The organism is Mesorhizobium sp. M0011, assembly GCF_040324155.1.
Lineage (GTDB): Bacteria > Pseudomonadota > Alphaproteobacteria > Rhizobiales > Rhizobiaceae > Mesorhizobium.
Genome location: NZ_JAMYVQ010000010.1, coordinates 39,172 through 55,763, shown reverse-complemented (window position 1 = coordinate 55,763; position 16,592 = coordinate 39,172). Strand labels below are relative to the sequence as shown.

The 16,592-nt window shown below is 61.8% G+C and carries 19 protein-coding genes and 1 tRNA gene; 13 read left to right on the top strand and 7 right to left on the bottom strand.

Annotated elements, in window-relative coordinates:
- Positions 1 to 8: 8 nt before the first annotated feature.
- Positions 9 to 503, top strand: coding sequence for an NUDIX domain-containing protein (locus NKK51_RS13825; RefSeq protein WP_023809899.1), 495 nt, complete (start codon positions 9 to 11; stop codon positions 501 to 503).
- Between the two features lies 1 nt (position 504).
- On the opposite strand, the gene NKK51_RS13820 is transcribed toward NKK51_RS13825, so the two are convergent.
- Entirely contained in the window at positions 505 to 1,497 is a 993-nt protein-coding gene (locus NKK51_RS13820; RefSeq protein ID WP_352553353.1) for a glutathione S-transferase family protein, read from the bottom strand.
- Positions 1,498 to 1,772: 275 nt separating this feature from the next.
- Here NKK51_RS13820 and NKK51_RS13815 point away from each other — a divergent pair, with 275 nt between their 5' ends.
- The 6 genes from NKK51_RS13815 (at position 1,773) to NKK51_RS13790 (ending at position 6,601) form a co-directional block, all read left to right on the top strand.
- Positions 1,773 to 2,309, top strand: coding sequence for a GNAT family N-acetyltransferase (locus tag NKK51_RS13815; protein ID WP_352553351.1), 537 nt, complete (start codon positions 1,773 to 1,775; stop codon positions 2,307 to 2,309).
- Positions 2,310 to 2,369: 60 nt separating this feature from the next.
- A complete protein-coding gene (locus NKK51_RS13810; protein ID WP_352553350.1) occupies positions 2,370 to 3,131 on the top strand; it encodes a 3-hydroxyacyl-CoA dehydrogenase in 762 nt (253 codons plus the stop codon).
- A gap of 6 nt (positions 3,132 to 3,137) precedes the next feature.
- The gene (locus NKK51_RS13805; RefSeq protein WP_352553349.1) at positions 3,138 to 4,313 is read left to right on the top strand and encodes a CaiB/BaiF CoA transferase family protein; all 1,176 of its coding nucleotides are present in this window, start codon (positions 3,138 to 3,140) and stop codon (positions 4,311 to 4,313) included.
- A gap of 31 nt (positions 4,314 to 4,344) precedes the next feature.
- Positions 4,345 to 5,124: a HugZ family pyridoxamine 5'-phosphate oxidase gene (locus NKK51_RS13800; RefSeq protein WP_352553348.1), complete on the top strand. Its 780-nt coding sequence runs from the start codon at positions 4,345 to 4,347 to the stop codon at positions 5,122 to 5,124.
- A gap of 152 nt (positions 5,125 to 5,276) precedes the next feature.
- Positions 5,277 to 5,621 carry an ArsR/SmtB family transcription factor gene (locus tag NKK51_RS13795; protein ID WP_352553346.1) on the top strand — a complete coding sequence of 115 codons (345 nt, stop codon included), beginning with the start codon at positions 5,277 to 5,279 and terminating at the stop codon, positions 5,619 to 5,621.
- Positions 5,622 to 5,785: 164 nt separating this feature from the next.
- A complete protein-coding gene (locus NKK51_RS13790; RefSeq protein ID WP_352553344.1) occupies positions 5,786 to 6,601 on the top strand; it encodes a TrmH family RNA methyltransferase in 816 nt (271 codons plus the stop codon).
- Positions 6,602 to 6,692: 91 nt separating this feature from the next.
- On the opposite strand, the gene NKK51_RS13785 is transcribed toward NKK51_RS13790, so the two are convergent.
- Positions 6,693 to 7,829, bottom strand: coding sequence for a coiled-coil domain-containing protein (locus tag NKK51_RS13785; RefSeq protein WP_352553342.1), 1,137 nt, complete (start codon positions 7,827 to 7,829; stop codon positions 6,693 to 6,695).
- 189 nt (positions 7,830 to 8,018) lie between these two features.
- On the bottom strand, positions 8,019 to 8,555 hold the full coding sequence (locus NKK51_RS13780; RefSeq protein ID WP_245273156.1) for a DUF1134 domain-containing protein: 537 nt from the start codon (positions 8,553 to 8,555) through the stop codon (positions 8,019 to 8,021).
- 391 nt (positions 8,556 to 8,946) lie between these two features.
- Here NKK51_RS13780 and chpT point away from each other — a divergent pair, with 391 nt between their 5' ends.
- Together chpT and NKK51_RS13770 are read left to right on the top strand one after the other, a co-directional pair.
- Entirely contained in the window at positions 8,947 to 9,576 is a 630-nt protein-coding gene (gene chpT / locus NKK51_RS13775; protein WP_024504504.1) for a histidine phosphotransferase ChpT, read from the top strand.
- A gap of 240 nt (positions 9,577 to 9,816) precedes the next feature.
- Positions 9,817 to 10,221: a response regulator gene (locus tag NKK51_RS13770; protein WP_032901484.1), complete on the top strand. Its 405-nt coding sequence runs from the start codon at positions 9,817 to 9,819 to the stop codon at positions 10,219 to 10,221.
- Between the two features lie 104 nt (positions 10,222 to 10,325).
- On the opposite strand, the gene ctrA is transcribed toward NKK51_RS13770, so the two are convergent.
- A complete protein-coding gene (gene ctrA / locus NKK51_RS13765; RefSeq protein ID WP_006203583.1) occupies positions 10,326 to 11,021 on the bottom strand; it encodes a response regulator transcription factor CtrA in 696 nt (231 codons plus the stop codon).
- A 452-nt stretch (positions 11,022 to 11,473) separates the two neighbouring features.
- On the opposite strand from ctrA, the gene NKK51_RS13760 reads away from it, so the two are divergent.
- Entirely contained in the window at positions 11,474 to 11,851 is a 378-nt protein-coding gene (locus tag NKK51_RS13760; RefSeq protein WP_013529907.1) for a flagellar export protein FliJ, read from the top strand.
- A gap of 86 nt (positions 11,852 to 11,937) precedes the next feature.
- On the opposite strand, the gene NKK51_RS13755 is transcribed toward NKK51_RS13760, so the two are convergent.
- On the bottom strand, positions 11,938 to 12,336 hold the full coding sequence (locus tag NKK51_RS13755) for a winged helix-turn-helix transcriptional regulator (protein ID WP_023809911.1): 399 nt from the start codon (positions 12,334 to 12,336) through the stop codon (positions 11,938 to 11,940).
- A gap of 90 nt (positions 12,337 to 12,426) precedes the next feature.
- Between NKK51_RS13755 and NKK51_RS13750 the strand changes: the two genes are divergently transcribed.
- Positions 12,427 to 13,353: an NADP-dependent oxidoreductase gene (locus tag NKK51_RS13750; RefSeq protein WP_352553340.1), complete on the top strand. Its 927-nt coding sequence runs from the start codon at positions 12,427 to 12,429 to the stop codon at positions 13,351 to 13,353.
- Positions 13,354 to 13,445: 92 nt separating this feature from the next.
- Here the strand turns inward: NKK51_RS13750 and sciP are convergent, their stop codons facing one another.
- Entirely contained in the window at positions 13,446 to 13,721 is a 276-nt protein-coding gene (gene sciP, locus NKK51_RS13745; protein ID WP_013529904.1) for a CtrA inhibitor SciP, read from the bottom strand.
- Between the two features lie 288 nt (positions 13,722 to 14,009).
- Between sciP and mnmA the strand changes: the two genes are divergently transcribed.
- Entirely contained in the window at positions 14,010 to 15,200 is a 1,191-nt protein-coding gene (gene mnmA / locus NKK51_RS13740; protein WP_127317831.1) for a tRNA 2-thiouridine(34) synthase MnmA, read from the top strand.
- Positions 15,201 to 15,226: 26 nt separating this feature from the next.
- Here mnmA and NKK51_RS13735 read toward each other — a convergent pair whose 3' ends face one another.
- The gene (locus NKK51_RS13735; RefSeq protein ID WP_352553491.1) at positions 15,227 to 16,192 is read right to left on the bottom strand and encodes a Gfo/Idh/MocA family protein; all 966 of its coding nucleotides are present in this window, start codon (positions 16,190 to 16,192) and stop codon (positions 15,227 to 15,229) included.
- 240 nt (positions 16,193 to 16,432) lie between these two features.
- Here NKK51_RS13735 and NKK51_RS13730 point away from each other — a divergent pair.
- Positions 16,433 to 16,509: transfer RNA gene (locus NKK51_RS13730), tRNA-Met, on the top strand.
- The last annotated feature ends 83 nt before the right edge of the window (positions 16,510 to 16,592 follow it).

The following is a 16,592-nucleotide window of genomic DNA, read 5'->3' as shown; positions in this document are numbered from 1 at the left end:
CGCTATCAATGACGAGCCCTGAAGATGCCTTCCGCCAGACCGGCTGGCCAGGTTTGAGGGCCAGGCTGTTCCATCTCTATTTCGTGCTGCGGAGGCCGATGACGCTTGGCGTGCGCGGCTTGATCCACGACAGGGCGTCCAGGTCCGTCTTCCTTATTCGCCATACCTATGTACCGGGCTGGCAGCTTCCCGGCGGCGGCGTCGAAGTCGGCGAGACGATGAACGAGGCACTGGCCCGTGAACTGGCCGAGGAAGGCAACATCGCTCTCACGGCCCCGCCGGTGCTCAAATCGATGCATTTCAACCGCCGCTCCAGCCGCCGCGACCATGTCGGCTTTTATCTGCTCGAGCATTTCAGCCAGACGGCGCCGAAGCTGCCGGACCACGAGATCGCCGAAGCCGGCTTCTTCCCGCTCGACGGCTTGCCGCAGGGCACGACGCCGGCGACGCTGCGCCGGATCGCCGAGGTTTTTGACGGCGAGCAGCCCTCGCCCTACTGGTAGATCAGGCTGCCGCTTTCTCGAAGCGCGCCCGGTCATGCCGTGCGGCATAATCCAGATCCGGTCCGACAGGCACGATCCGCGTCGGATTGATTGTCTGGTGGCTGCCGTAATAATGCGCCTTGATATGATGCAGATTCACCGTCCCGGCCACATCAGGCACCTGATAGAGATCGTGCAGATAGTTGGACAGGTTCGGGTAGTCGGCGATACGGCACAGATTGCATTTGAAATGGCCGACATAAACCGGATCGAAGCGCACCAGCGTGGTGAACAGCCGCCAGTCGGCTTCGGTGATACGATCGCCGACGAGATAGCGCTGCTTCGACAGCCGCTCCTCCAGCGTATCCAGCGCTGTGAACAATTCACCGAACGCCTCTTCATAGGCACGTTGCGTGGTGGCGAAGCCGGCGCGATAGACGCCGTTGTTGACCGCGGGATAGACCAGCGCATTGATCCGATCGATCTCGCCGCGCAACGCCTTCGGATAGAAATCGAGGCTGGCGTCGCCCCATTCGTCGAAGGCTGAATTCAGCATGCGGATGATTTCGGAAGACTCATTGGAGACGATGGTTTGTTCCTTTTTGTCCCACAGCACCGGCACGGTCACCCGGCCCGTATAGGCGGGATCGGCCTTGGCATAGATCTGGTGCAGGAAGTCGAGGCCGTAAAGCGTGTCGCCCGTGGCGCCATCCTCAGCCAAAAACGTCCAGCCGTTGGCGCCCATGAAATGATGCACCACTGACACCGATATGACGCCTTCCAGCTTCTTCAGCGCGCGAAAGATCAACGTCCGGTGGGCCCACGGACAGGCAAGCGAGACATAGAGGTGATAGCGGCCGGGCTCGGCCTTGAAACCGCGCGTCCGGCCTTCGGCAGGCGCCCCGTCAACGGTGATCCAGTCGCGCCATTGCGACTGCGTCCGCACGAACCTGCCACCATTGTCCGCCGTATCGTACCAGCGGTCCTGCCATCTTCCTTCGACCAGCAATCCCATGCAAATCTCCTTGCGTCCTGTTGGTTGATGTAGGCGCAAGGTTGCCCTGTCGAAGACGTCAGGTGCTGAACAGACCGTCACTTGGCAGAAATGATGGACAAAAACGGCCGATTGCAGCGGCGGGAAATTGATGCTAGCGGACAATCCGCATGTTCGACTTTGCTTTGATCCGGTCTGACCGACGACGAAAGGGCGCCCGCGCTTGATGAAGCGCTGACTGGCGAATGCTGCCGTTTGCAGCAAACCTTTCCTCCTTGTACCGGACCGCAAAGACCATGAGCCTTGCTGACGTGAAATACCTGCCGGAAACCCCGGCGCACGACCCCGAGATCGAAGCCATCAACGACGAAGCCTTCGGGCCCGGCCGCTTTGTGCTGGCCGCTTACAAGATTCGTGAGGCCGGAGGGCACGAGCGCTCGCTGTCCTTTGTCGCCGTCGATGGGAACATAGTGGTCGCCTCCGTGCGCATGACCCGCATCGCCGCCGGTGCCGGCCGCGCATTGATGCTCGGGCCGCTCGCCGTGCGGCCGGCCTTCAAGAATCTCGGCATCGGCCGCCGGCTGGTGGCGATCGCGCTGGAGGCCGCCGCCAAGACCGGCGCACCTGCCGTCATGCTGGTCGGTGACGAGCCCTATTACGGGCCGCTCGGTTTCAAGCGGATTCCGCGTGGCCAGATTTCGATGCCGCGCCCCGTCGATCTCGACCGGCTGCTGTCGCACGAGATCGCGCCGGGCGCGGTCGCCAGGCTCTTGGGCGAGGTCTGCCACGCCGATCAGGCCAGGGTGGCCGATCCTGCCGCCGCGATGGCTTGACCTTTCCCATCGATCTGGCGCCTGATCCGTCCACTGTTCCTGAGATCAAAGGATGACGCCATGAACCCGAACGGCCAGATCGCGATCGTCACCGGCGGCGGCTCCGGTCTCGGCGAGGCAACGGCACGCGCGCTGGCGGCCAAGGGCGCCCGCGTCGCGATCTTCGACGTCGGCATCGATCGCGCGGCCAAGGTCGCAGCCGAGATCGGCGGCATTGCCTTCCAGTGCGACGTCAGCAGCGCCGACAGTGGGACCGCTGCACTCGCCGGCGTTACGGCCAAGCTTGGCCAGCCGCGGATGCTGGTCAATTGCGCCGGCATCGCCATTGGGGTGAAGACGATCGGCAAGGATGGTCCCCATCCCCTCGACCAGTACCGCAAGGTGGTCGAGGTCAATCTGATCGGCACGTTCAACATGATCCGCCTCGTCGCCGAGCGCGCGTCGAAGCTTGAGCCGCTGCAGGGTGGCGAGCGCGGCGTCATCGTCAACACCGCTTCGGTTGCCGCCTATGATGGCCAGATCGGCCAGGCCGCCTATGCGGCGTCCAAGGGCGGCGTCGTTGGCATGACGCTGCCGGTGGCGCGCGACCTTGCCCGTTCCGGCATCCGCGTCTGCACCATCGCTCCCGGCATCTTCAAGACGCCGATGATGGCCGGCATGCCGCAAGAGGTGCAGGATTCGCTGGGCGCCGCCGTGCCCTTCCCGTCGCGCCTGGGCGAACCGTCCGAATATGCCGCACTCGCCCTGCACATCATCGAGAACCAGATGCTGAACGGCGAGACCATTCGCCTTGACGGCGCCATTCGCATGGCGCCGAAATAGAAGGTCATGAACGCCGGCCTGTCCGCTGCCGCTAAAACCGGTCCGCTGACCGGGCTGAAGGTGATCGAGATGGCCGGGCTCGGCCCGGTGCCGCTGGCTGGCCTGATGCTGTCGGAGATGGGCGCGCAAGTGTTGCGCATCGAACGGGCGGGGACGAGCCAGTTCCTGTCGCTGCCCGATGAGTACAACATCGACCGCCATGGCCGCGCCGTCCTGCGCCTCGACCTGAAGCGCCGTGAAGGCACCGATCTGTTGCTGCGCCTTGCCGAAAAGGCGGACATGTTGCTTGAAGGCTTTCGCCCGGGCGTCATGGAGCGGCTCGGCCTCGGCCCGGAAGCGGTGCTGGCGCGCAACCCGGCGCTGATCTACGGCCGTATGACCGGCTTCGGTCAGGACGGCCCGCTCGCCGGCCGCGCCGGCCACGACATCACCTACCTCGCCTATAGCGGCGTGCTGCACGCCATCGGCCATGCCGACGGCCGTCCCGTCCCGCCGCTCAACCTTGTCGCCGACTATGGCGGTGGCGCCATGATGCTGATTGCCGGCGTGCTGGCCGCCCTGTTCCAACGTTTGCGCACGGGCAAGGGTGAAGTCATCGACGCCGCGATGGTCGACGGTGCCTCGATGCTGGCGGTGCCCCTGCACGCCTTGATGGCGGCCGGCTTGTGGAGCGACAAGCGCGGCGCGAACCTGCTCGATTCCGGCGCCCCGTTCTACGATACCTATGAGACGTCGGACGGACGCCATATCGCCATCGGCTGTCTCGAGCCGCAATTCTTCGCCGAATTCGCCAGGCTGCTGCCGCTCGACGAGCACTTTGCGTCCGGCCAGTACGACAAGGCCCTGTGGCCGCCGATGCGCGCCGCCATTACCGATCGGATCCGGCAGAAAACCCGCGACGACTGGGACCTTCTGTTCGCGCAAACCGATGCCTGCGTTGCACCCGTTCTGTCGCTGCAGGAGGCGAAGCACCACCCGCACAATCGGGCACGCAACGCCTCTGTGACGACAGGTGCATTTGAGCGCCCGGCCCCCGCGCCGCGTTTCTCGAGCTCGCAACCGACCTTGGCCCCTATGCCAGGCAATGAGGATGTGTCGCCATCGGAAATTCTGGCACGTTTCGGCTTTGCGAAAGCCGAGATCGACGACCTTGTCAAATCCGGCTTGCTGACCGATAACTAGAGAAGAAAGATCAACTTACTGTGGTGCTGCCTTGGACGAGCCGAAAAAGGACGTGATCCGCGAGACGGACGCCGAAGCGATCCGGCTGGCGAAGACGCTTCTGCGCAGCGCCCGCTTTGGCGCCCTGGCGGTGATCGAACCGCAAACCGGCTCGCCGCTGGCCAGCAGGGTCGGCGTGGCCACCGACATCGACGGCGCGCCGCTGATCCTGGTTTCGATGCTTTCGGCGCACACCGGCGCTCTGCTTGCCGATCCGCGCTGTTCCCTGTTGCTCGGCGAACCGGGCAAGGGCGACCCGCTGGCGCACCCGCGCCTGACATTGATCTGCCAGGCGGCACGGCTTGAGCGCGGATCAGCCGAACACGCCCGCACCGAGCGCCGTTATCTCAATCACAATCCCAGGGCGAATCTTTACGCCGGTCTCGGCGACTTTTCGATCTTTCGCCTCGATCCGCAACGCGCCAGCCTCAACGGCGGCTTCGGCAAGGCCTATCAGCTCGATCGATCGGATTTGCTCGCCAGCGGACCGGTCGTCGAGGAACTCGCGGCGCGCGAACAATCGGCCATCGACCACATGAACGCCGACCATCTCGACGCAATCGCCGTTTACGCACAGCATTTCGCCAAAGCATCCGGAAACGGCTGGCGTGTTGCCGGATTCGATGCCGATGGCATGGACCTGGTGTCGGGCGACGATGTTTGCCGGGTCTTTTACCCACACCCTTTGGCGGCGGCAGGCGAATTGCGGCACGTTCTGGTCGATATGGCCAAGGCCGGCCGAGCCATGGCCGACGCCGGGACTGAGACTTAATTATGCTGGATCAAAAGCAACACTTGAGATTTAACTGAAATGCTCTACCTTTTGGTGACGCTGAATCGCCAGCGCCGATCGACAAGTGAATTTATGGAATCAGACGCCATTGCCCCCATGGCGTCGGGATGAACAGGAAGCATGGGGGATCGATGGTCTCGACAAAGCTAATCGTGAACGCCGAATCGGCGGCAGAGTTTCTCATGCTGATGGGCAATGAGAAGCGACTGTTGATCATGAGCTACCTCGCTGAAGGTGAAATGTCGGTTGGAGCCATTGCTGAGAAGGTGATGCTCAGCCAATCCGCCCTGTCCCAGCACCTCGCCAAGTTGCGGGGGCTCGACCTGGTCGAGACCCGCCGCGACCGGCAGATGATCTACTACTCCTGCAAATCCGACGCCGTGCGAGAACTGCTTGTCATGCTGGACGGCATTTTCGGCAGCGGCAAGGATGACCTGTCCCAGATGGCGCACCGTTTGCGCCGTGCTGGAACCTGACCACATAGCGCCGATCTCGCCGGTGATTTCAGAGCGACATGCGCCCATCCGGGGCGTACAGAGCTGGCTGATTGTCCCGAATTGTCGCATCGTGCTTTCCAAACAAGGTGAGCGCCGGGAAGCGGTCCGGATTTTCGGGCCGATGCGACGGTCGCGAGGAATGCATGGATTCCATTCGCATCGATGACCCGCAAGATCCGCGCGTCGCTGCCTATCTCGACATTCGCGAGCGTGACCTCGCCGGCCGGCAAGGCCGCTTCGTCGCCGAAGGCAAGGTGGTGCTCGACCTGCTGCTCTCGACCGGGCGCTTTGCCGCCGAATCGATCCTGGTCCTGGAAAACCGGCTGGCAGGTCTCGACAACATCCTGAGCAAGGCGCCCGCCGACCTCCCGGTCTATGTCGCCACCAGCGCGGTGATGGACGCTATCGCCGGATTTCATATGCATCGCGGCATCCTGGCCATTGGCCGCAAGGGAGAGCCGCAGCCGGCCGAAGACCTGCTCGATGGCTTGCCGCCTCGGGCGCTCGTCGTAGTGCTCGTCGGCATCGCCAACCATGACAATATGGGCTCGATCTTCCGCAATGCCGCCGCCTTTGGCGCTGACGCGGTTCTGCTGGATGCGACATGCTGCGACCCGCTCTATCGCAAGGCGATCCGCGTTTCGGTCGGCGCCGCGCTCAAGATCCCCTTCGCATCGTTCTCCGACACCGCCGGCTTCACAACGATGCTCGCCCGGCGTGGCTTCGAACAATTCGCGCTGTCGCCACGCGGGAAGACCGACATCCGCGATGCGCAGCGCAGCAAGCGCCTGGCGCTCTATCTCGGCACCGAGGGCGAAGGCTTGCCGGACAACCTGCTCGCAAGCCTGCGCAACGTGCGGATTACCATGGCGGAAGGCTTCGACAGCCTGAATGTCGCCGCGGCTTCAGCCATCGCGCTGCATCATTTTTCGGCCAGAGCAATTCTAGGAAAAGTGTGAAGCGGTTTTCCGTCCAGAATTGCGTCAAAGCAAAGAGTTCGGGCATTTCGCCGTTTCCGTGAAACGGTGAAATGCTTTAAAGAGGCCTGATTCAGCTTGTCGCGTCAGCCTTCTGCAGCGCGCGCACGCGGTCGGCAAGACTGCGGTCACCGTTGCCGGAGCGGGCGTCCGACGGTACCGCCAATGCCTTGGCTATCGGCGAACCAGGCCCCTCGAGCTTGGCCGTCAGATGGACGACCTCCGCCGCCAGTTCGTTCATCTGCTCGCGCAAGGCGGAGCTGCTGTCCGTGGCCTTGGACGCGGCCAGTGCCGTGAGATCGGCCTTCAGCCGCTTGTTCTCGCGCGCCAGCGCCGTCAGCCTCGCCTCGAGCTGCTCACGGTCGCTGTCGAGCTTGGCGATTGCCTCGTCCAAATCATCACTCCTGGCGGCATCGCCGCCCTTGCCGACCAGCCGCAAGGCTGGCGCGCTGTCCTCGGATTTCGATCTTTCGCGCATGCGTGCCAGTTCCTTTTCGCGGCGGTCGAGTTTGTCTTCGCGATCGGCAAGTGTGGCCAGCAGCCGCTCGACCTTCTTGTCGAGCTCGGCGGTCCTTTTCTTCTCGGCTTTCAGGGCCTCCCGCGCGGCCTTGCTTTCAGCCACGATTTCCTGGCCGCGCCTGTCGGCTTCCTTGCGCTGGCCGCGCAGCATCGCAATGTCACTGGCGAGCTTCTGCATTTCGGACTCTCGCGCCACGAGCTCGATCTGCCGGCTGCTCGAGGAAAAACTGGCGTCGTCATACATGCGCTCCAGCTTTTCCAGCTCAACTGCGCGCTTTTCCAGCTTGCGCTCGGTTTCCTTCAGCCGCTCCGAAAGCTGCTGCAACTCGCCCTCTCGTTGACGCAGCGCTTCGTTCTTCGCGCCCAGCTCGGTCAGCGCCTGGTTCTTGTCCGTCCGCTCGACCGCCAGGCCCTTTATGGCCTCGCGACCGCGATTGATCTCGACGAGTTGTTCGGCCGCCTTCTCTCGCAACGCCTTGACGCCGATTTCCAGGCGGCGCGTCGTCATAGCGTATTCGGCGCGGATGCGATCCTTGTCCGCCTGGATCTCGGTTTGCGTCAGAGGGATCGAGGATTCGACGCGTCTGCGTGTAAGCACGACCGCACGACGCCATATGGCCGGAGCCACCATGAGCGCCAGAAAGCCAGCGCAGAGAAAGCCGAGGACGAAGAACAGGACCGACTGGACCAAGTGACTACCCGTTGTGGCCGGTAAGCATCAAACCAGATAAACCAAAAGCGCATAGAGCGCTTGACTGTGCCACGTTGACATGGCGGAAATCCAGCGTTGCGGCAAGGGTTTGCCGCAACGCCACGAGTTTAATGCATGTCGACCCAAAAGCGGTCCCGGTTTTGGGCAACGACAGCCAAGGACTTCAGCTTAGAACGGATTCCAGGTGGCGCGCTCGGTAAGCTTCAGATAGCCGAGATTGACGCCAAGCCGGGCACCGACACCGGTGCGGATCGGCACCAAAATCACATTGTTGTTCTTCAGCACGTTGAAGCCGACGCCAGCCACCACATAGGCCGAACCGGCGACGCCGCCATAGCGGTTGTAGAGGCTGCCCACATCGTCGAGATTGTAGACCAGCATCATCACCCGCGAACCCTCGCCGCCGAAATCCCAGCCGAGCGACGGGCCTTGCCAGAACACTTTGTGGTCGCCGGCATTCTTGGTGTAGAGCGTGCCTTCGCCATAGGTCAGGCCACCGATCAGCGCACCCGAGCCCTCTTCGCCCAGCAGATAGCCGTTGGGCAGGCCGTAGGAGGCAAAAATCTTCTCGATCACCGTGGCGAGCCCGCCCGATGTCGCGCCAAAAAATTTGTGACCGGAATCGACAATCTCCTGAGCGGTGTATTCCTGGGCCCGCAGGGCTGAAGTCGAGAAGACGAGAACGCCCAGGAGCGTGACCGCCATTGAGAAGACACGGAGAAAGCTCCGGTCGTAGTATCGGGAAAACATGCTTCCAATCTCCGTCAGGGAGCACCTTCGCCGACGCCTCGCACCCCGTACGGCTCTTTTAGCCGGCCGTTAAGGGTAACTGTTAGGGGCAAACTATGCCGTAATCCTTTTTCAACCATTAAGCTCACACATGAACATGGCGGTTCGAAGGCTGTTTGGGGTCGCTCAAGTGGGGCCGGCAGCCTGCGTGAACACGCCATTTGCCACAACCACAATTTGGATTTGTTGCTGCACGCACGGGCGCTGTGTATTCAGAAAGCCCGAGGAGAGAGTGCGTGATTCGTGTGGCAGGCGACGATCGATCGCCCGGCCATGAGTTGTGAGATTTTGCAGGGATTTTTCGCCGATGGCCGATCTGTTCACCCTTTCCGCACCCGATCTGGCAGCGCTTTTGTGCAGTCGGGTCTGCCACGACATCATCTCGCCGGTCGGCGCGATCAACAACGGGCTCGAATTGCTTGATGAAGGCGGCGCCGACGAGGACGCGATGAAGCTGATCCGCCAGAGCGCCCGCAACGCTTCGGCCCGCCTGCAGTTCGCCCGCATCGCCTTCGGTGCCGCCGGCTCGGCCGGCATGTTGATCGATACCGGCGATGCCGAAGCGGTCGCCATCGCCTTCCTCAAGAACGAAAAGCCGGAACTGACCTGGAACGGGCCCCGCGCGTTGCTGCCCAAGAACAAGGTCAAGCTGCTGCTCAACCTGATCCTCGTCGCCAATGCCGCCATTCCGCGCGGCGGCAAGCTTTCCGTGACGCTGGAAAATCTTGAGACCGAACCGCGTTTCGCGCTTGCGTCGGCCGGCCCCATGCTGCGTGTGCCGCCGAAGTTCCTCGAACTGCATTCCGGCCACAAGCCGGAGGAACCGATCGACGCGCATTCCGTGCAGCCCTACTACACGCTGCTTCTGGCGCGCGAAGCCGGCATGACGATATCGATCCACGCGACGCCGGAAGAAATCGTCCTTTCTGCGGCCTGATTGCGCAGCCGATAAAGCGAAGTATTTCTACATTGAAATCTGTAATTCCAGATCATCGACTTGAGATGCATCTGGTCATCCAGGCAGTGCCAAAGCATTCGCGAATAAAAGCAGGCACCCTGCCTATCTTTGTAAAAATTTTACCTAACGCGTTTTCGGCTTCTTTACCAGATTGGCCTATGGTCCGCCCTGGATGCCCCCGACGCTACCGGACTGCCAGAAGGCAAAGAGGACCCGGAAATGAAACGCTGCATGTTCGTCGACGATTCAAGCGTCATCAGGAAGGTTGCAAAACGCATCCTGGGCGGCTCCGAAATGATTGTCATCGAGGCCGCCAGCGGACTTGACGCGCTGGAGATGTGCGCCGCCGACATGCCCGACATCATCGTCGTCGATGGCGCCTTGCCCGACGTACCGGCGGTCGATCTCATCCGTCGCGTCCGCGCCATGGAGAGTCCGATAAGGCCGCAGATCCTGATTTCCCTGGTCGAGCTCGATATTGCTTCGATCATGCGGGCCAAGCGCGCCGGCGCCCAGGGCTATCTCTTGAAGCCGTTCAACCGCCCGCAACTGCTCGAGCGCTTTCGCACCTTGAAGAGCGCACCTGATTCGGCACCCTTGAGCAATTCCAGAAAAAGTGCGTGACGGTTTTCTGCTCGGAAGCCCAAAAACAGACCGTTACCAGCCCGTCATGCAAAAACCCGGCCGAAGCCGGGTTTTTTATTGAAAAGATTTGAACGATTCGTCGCTCAGGCGCTGACGCGAATGTCTTCCGGTTCGCGCAGCACATAGCCGCGCCCCCAGACCGTTTCAATGTAGTTCTGACCGCCCGATGCCGCGTCGAGTTTTTTGCGGAGCTTGCAGATGAAGACGTCGATGATTTTCAGCTCAGGCTCGTCCATGCCGCCATAGAGGTGGTTGAGGAACATTTCCTTGGTCAGCGTGGTGCCTTTGCGCAGCGAAAGCAACTCCAGCATCTGGTATTCCTTGCCGGTCAGGTGCACGCGCTGGCCGCCGACTTCGACGGTCTTGGCATCGAGGTTGACCACCAGGTCGCCGGTGGTGATGACCGACTGGGCGTGGCCCTTGGAGCGCCGCACGATGGCATGAATGCGGGCAACCAGCTCATCCTTGTGGAACGGCTTGGTCATGTAGTCGTCTGCACCGAAGCCGAGGCCGCGCACCTTGTCCTCGATGCCGGCCATGCCGGAGAGGATGAGAATAGGTGTTTTGACCTTGGAAAGGCGAAGCGTTCTCAAGACCTCGTAGCCCGACATGTCAGGCAGGTTGAGATCGAGAAGAATGATATCGTAGTCGTAGAGCTTGCCTAGATCGACGCCCTCTTCACCGAGATCGGTCGTGTAGACGTTGAAACTTTCCGATTTCAGCATCAGTTCGATGCTTTGTGCGGTTGCACTGTCATCTTCTATCAGCAGAACACGCATTTCATTCCCCTTTTCTGCTGCCGGACCATTTCACGACCCGTCCGGACCCGGAGCAGTGGTTGCCTTGTGCAGAGGCTGCCATTGAATGGTTAACAAATCCTAATTTCCCGTCCATGACGGTACCAGATTTTTTAACCTCTTTCTACACCCTCTTGAATCTAATAACGAATCTCAGAACCAAATTCCTAATGCAACACATTAACAACCTGGACTAAGCGACTCCAGGGACTCATCGACGTCGCTTCCGCATCGGTGGCCGGAATTTTTACCCGGCCTTAAGTCCTGACCCGTATGATTAACAATGCCCGTAAACGAATGGTTACCGTCGGCAAAAAACTTTAGGGTTTTGTTTCCCATAGTTAGGGGAAAGGCGGTGGACACGGGTGCGGCCTGGGCGTTTCCAGGTGGTTTGGACGATAGATGCGGGTGTGCGTTTCCGGGAGTACCGAATCATGAAGTCACGTGAAAACCTCGTTCGGCTGAAACAGTTTCAGGTGAATGAGAAGCGGCGGCAGCTGCTGCAGCTCGACATGATGATCGCCGAGTTCGAACGCATGGCCGTCGAGCTGGAGCTTCAGATCACCGCCGAGGAAAAGAAGGCCGGCATCACCGACATCAACCATTTCGCCTATCCAACCTTCGCCAAGGCGGCTCGCCTGCGCCGCGACAACCTCAGGAATTCCCAAAGCGACCTCGCGCAGCAGCGAAGCGCCGCCGAATCATTACTCGGCGAAGCTGAAGCGGAGCTTTCCAAGGCGGAAATGCTGGAATCGCGCGACACGAAGATCCGCGAAGCGGAAGTCGGTGGCCGCAGCGCCATGATCGGCTAAGACCTGGCGGTCTGCCGCGCCAACGCCCGCCATCAGGCTGGCGCATTGTCGCGGCTTGCGGCTCCGGCGGGAAAAATGAATCCGCCCTACGCGGCCCAATCCCCTTCACTCTCGGCAATTGCCCTTGCACGGGCATCCTTGATATCCGGCGCATGCTGCTCCGCCCATGACCTGATCTGGGTAAGCAGTCCCGCCAGGTTCTGGCCGAGCTCGGTCAATTCATATTCGACGCGCGGCGGAATGACCGGGAAAATCTCGCGCCGCACCAGGCCGTCGCGCTCGAGCACCCGCAGCGTCTGCGTCAGCATCTTCGGCGTGATGCCTTCGAGCTTGCGGGCGAGCTCGCCATTGCGCAGCCGGCCTTTTCGCAGCGCGCAAACCACCAGATAGACCCATTTGCTGGCCAGCATCTCCAGCACGGTGTGCGAAGGACACGTCCGCCGGAACGCATCATAGCCGAAACCGCAATCATCTTCACTATCCATGGGGTGCGTATATATCAGGAAGGTACATACTGGACAAGAGACTATTACTATCCAAATGATAGTGGCATCAACCGAGCAGGAGACATCTCAATGCGTGCCGTTATCCAGAATTCCGTCGGCGGACCCGACGTCCTTGTCATCGCTGATCGGCCGGATCCCACGCCGGAGGCCGGCGAAGTGCTGGTCCGGGTCAAGGCCGCGGGCATCAATCCGGTCGATGGCGCCGTCCGTGCCGGCTACTACCCCTTGCTCGGCGAGCCGCCCTTCATCCTGGGTTGGGATATCTCGGGAACTGTCGAAGCGCTCGGCGCCGGCGTCACCGGCTTCAAGATCGGCGACGAGGTGTTCGGCATGCCTCGCTTCCCCAAGCAAGCAGCGGCCTATGCTGAGTTTGCTGCCGTACCTGCCGATCAAATCGCACTGAAGCCGAAGGGCGCGGACCACCTCCAGGCCGGGGCCTTGCCGCTTGCCGGCCTCACCGCCTGGCAAGGGCTTGTTCGCCACGGCCGACTGAAATCGGATCAGCGCGTCTTGGTGCATGCGGGAGCCGGCGGCGTCGGTCATCTGGCGGTGCAGATCGCCAAGGCGCGCGGCGCCTACGTTGTCGCCACGGCCAGCCCGGCCAAGCTCGATTTCGTCCGCAAACTTGGCGCCGACGAGGTCATCGACTACACCAAGGGCGATTTCACCGACCGGGTTCGCGACATCGATCTGGTGCTGGATCCAATGGGCGGCGACCACGCCGAACATTCGCTGAAGGCCCTCAAACCTGGCGGCGTGCTGGTGTCATTGCTCGATGTCAGCGACAACACAAGGGCTCAGGCCGGCGCGCGAGACATCCGGGTCGAACGTATGTCCGTCGTGCCCGACAGGGAGGGCCTGATGGAACTGGCTCGGTTGATCGATGCCAACAAGCTCACCGTCCATGTGGCGAAGAGCTTCCCGCTGGACCAGGCGGGGGCCGCTCACGCCTTCCTCGCCGCCAAGCCGATCGGCAAGGTTGCATTGACAGTCTGAGCGCCAGAAGGCTCGCTTCCAGAAACGAAAAGCGTTTTGGAAAACGCGAAGGGCGCGGGGTTAGCCGCGCCCTTCGTCTAAATTGGCAACGGTCAGTGCCGGTATTGCTGTATGCGTGTCGTGCGCAGCCCGGCAAGGCCATATTCGTCGATCGACGCCTGCCAGGACAGGAATTCCTCGGTGGTGAGCTTGTAGCGTTGGCATGCCTCGTCCAGGCTCAAAAGCCCGCCGCGCACGGCCGCAACCACTTCCGCCTTACGCCGGATAACCCAGCGACGTGTATTGGTCGGCGGCAGATCGGCAATCGTAAGAGGGCTGCCGTCAGGCCCGATAACATATTTGACTCTCGGTCTAACCAGATCGGTCATCGTACTCTCTACAAAAAACTCAAAGACCCAATCCCCGCCACGTTACCGCCACAGCTTTAAAAATTGCCTAAGCAGACCCTAATGACTAGGTAAGGATCATGAACGCCGCGTTAGTCTTTTCGCCGGCATTTGAAACATCTGCCCGCAAACCCTGATTTGCCGGGGAAAATGCATCCCCTGGCGGAGATCGGCCGCAACCGGTGAATCGCCCTGCACGCTGGCGCGCCGGTAAAGCTTGACCTATATTCTCGACATTGGCATTGAGGCGCCGCGCAGAACGAAAGCATCATGAACAGTCTCGATCTTCCCGGACGTCCCGAAAACACCCGCATCGTCGTCGCCATGTCGGGCGGTGTCGATTCCTCGGTCGTCGCCGGCCTGCTGAAACGCGAGGGCTACGACGTCGTCGGCGTCACCTTGCAACTCTACGACCACGGCGCGGCGACGCACCGGGCCGGCTCATGCTGCGCCGGGCAGGACATCGACGATGCCCGCCGTGTGTCCGAGACGCTCGGCATCCCCCATTATGTGCTCGACTACGAGGAACGCTTCCGCAAGGCGGTCATCGATCCCTTCGCCGAGAGCTACGTCGCCGGCGAGACGCCGATCCCGTGCGTTTCCTGCAACCAGACGGTGAAGTTCGCCGACCTCCTGGCCACCGCCAAGGAGCTCGGCGCCGACGCGCTGGCCACCGGCCACTACATCCGTTCCGGCGCCAATGGCGCCCACCGCGCTCTCTACCGTCCGGTCGACGCCGACCGTGACCAGAGCTATTTCCTGTTCGCCACCACGCAGGCGCAGATCGATTATCTGCGCTTTCCCCTCGGCGGCCTGTCGAAGCCCCAGGTTCGCGCCATCGCCGAGGAGATGGGGCTGGCGGTTGCCGCCAAGCAGGACAGCCAGGACATCTGCTTCGTGCCGCAGGGCAAGTATTCCGACATCATCGCCAAGCTGAAGCCAACCGCGGCCAATCCGGGCGACATCGTCCACATCGACGGCCGCGTGCTCGGCCGCCATGAGGGCATCCTGCGCTACACGATCGGCCAGCGCCGTGGCATCGGCATCGCGTCCGGCGAGCCACTTTACGTCGTCCATCTCGATGCCGACCGCGCTCGCGTCGTGGTTGGCCCGCGCGAGGCGCTGGAGACGCACAAGATCTATTTGCGCAATATGAACTGGCTGGGCGACGGACCGCTCACAGACGTCCCTGCTGGCGGCCTGGAGCTGTTCGCCAAGGTCCGCTCGACGCGGCCGCCGCGCCCGGCCGTGCTGCATCATCGTGCCGGTGCCACCTGGGTGGAACTGGTCGACGGCGAGTCCGGCATCGCGCCGGGACAGGCCTGCGTGCTCTACTCCGATGACGGCAACGAGGCCCGCGTGTTCGGCGGCGGCTTCATCGAGCGTTCGGAGCGTGGCGCCGAGGCCGAGGCGATGCTGACCCGGCTTGCCGCCAGGCCGGCCCAAATTCCTGCCGAATAAGATTCCCGCCGAATAAATCCGCGCTTTTAGGAATTCGACTTGGTGTGCGTGACCGTGCCGGCGGTCAGGATGCGCAGCACCCTGATGGCTTCCTCGCCGCTGGTGCGCGGCTCGGCACGCGTCTCGATGCACTGGATGAAATGCTCCAGCTCGCGTGTCAGCGGCATGCCCTGGGCAACCGCGACATAGGATGGCTCATTGGTGGTGAAGGCCCATTGGCCGCTGTCCTGCCACACCGCGTGGCGATAGACGGCCAGCTTGCGTTCCCATGGCTCGACGTCGTCGAACACCGCCATCGCCTTGGTGCCGACCACGGTCAGCCGCCGCTCGCGATAGGGATTGAGACGCGAGGTGAAGAGATGGCTGCGCAGGCCGTTGGGAAAGCGCATGTGCAGATGGGCGAAATCGCTGAGACTGTCGAGCAGAGCGGCGCCCTCGCCGCGCACCTCGATCGGCTCGGTGCCGGTGATCGCCAGGATCATCGACAGATCGTGCGGCGCCAGGTCCCACAGCGCATCGTTCTCGGTGTGGAACTTGCCGAGGCCGAGGCGGTGCGAGTGGATGTAGCGCACTTCGCCGAGTTCGCCCTTGTCGATCAACGCTTTCAGCGTCTCGAAGGCGGGATGGAAGCGCAGGACATGGCCGACCATGAAGACGCGGCCATTGTCCTTGGCCGCCCGCACCGCGCGCTCGGCATCGGCAACCGTCAGCGCGATCGGCTTTTCCACCAGCACGTCCTTGCCGCTCTCGACGGCACGCACGGCCAGGTCGGCATGGAATTGCGGCGGCAGCGCCATGACGATGGCGTCGATATCGTCACGCACGAACAACTGGTCCGGCTCGATCGCCAGGCAGTCCTGCTCGCTGGCGAAGCCTTCTGCCCGAGCCCGGTTGGTATCGGAGACCGCGTGCAGCGCGCCGAGCGCCTTGAGAGTGCGGATGTGGTTGCTGCCCCAGTATCCGCAACCGAGGACTGCTATGCGCGGCTTCATCTGTTTCAAACTCTAAAAACTCTTGGCCGAGACATAGCGACGTGCCCCTTCGAACTCAACCCCGGCGGCGGCAACCAAATGTCCGCACGGCAAAGCTTTTCGATAATGACGATAAGCCGGCAAGCCGGTTGCTTCGAAGCTTGACAGGCTCACCCTCCCAACCTTATATCCGCGCGACCTTGGCGAACGCCCCCGACATGCCTTTCGATTTGAGGCGGATTTCGGGTCTTTCGCCGCCCTGGCGGGGTAGCTCAGTTGGTTAGAGCACGGGAATCATAATCCTGGGGTCGGGGGTTCAAGTCCCTCTCCCGCTACCAGTTTCACATTTTAGCTGTTGAAACTCAATAAAATCAATGGGTTAAAATTTAGTAGGGAGGGACCTAAATCGATTTGTCCGCTG